This window comes from Anaerococcus tetradius ATCC 35098 (genome assembly GCF_000159095.1).
Lineage (GTDB): Bacteria > Bacillota > Clostridia > Tissierellales > Peptoniphilaceae > Anaerococcus > Anaerococcus tetradius.
On the sequence record NZ_GG666388.1, the window covers coordinates 1 to 226 of the forward strand.

Sequence of the window (226 nt, forward strand, 5' to 3'; positions counted from 1 at the left end):
TGAGGCTGGAAACGAATCAACACAATCCGGAAAAGCAACAGCAAAAACACCAGCTGACACAATAGCCCCAGCAGCACCAAAAGTAGAAGCCAAAGACAACGGAGATGTAACAGTAACACCACCAACAGACGCTGATACAAAAGAAGTTGAAGTAACATATACACCAGAAGGAAAAACAAGTCCAGTAAAAGTTACAGCAACAAAAGGTGACAATGGTAAATGGACA

Annotated in this window: 1 protein-coding gene; it reads left to right on the plus strand. The window is 42.0% G+C overall.

Annotated elements, in window-relative coordinates; genetic code table 11:
• Positions 1 to 226 (plus strand): hypothetical protein (locus HMPREF0077_RS10875; RefSeq protein WP_004837966.1); only part of this gene is annotated, 226 nt, incomplete at both ends.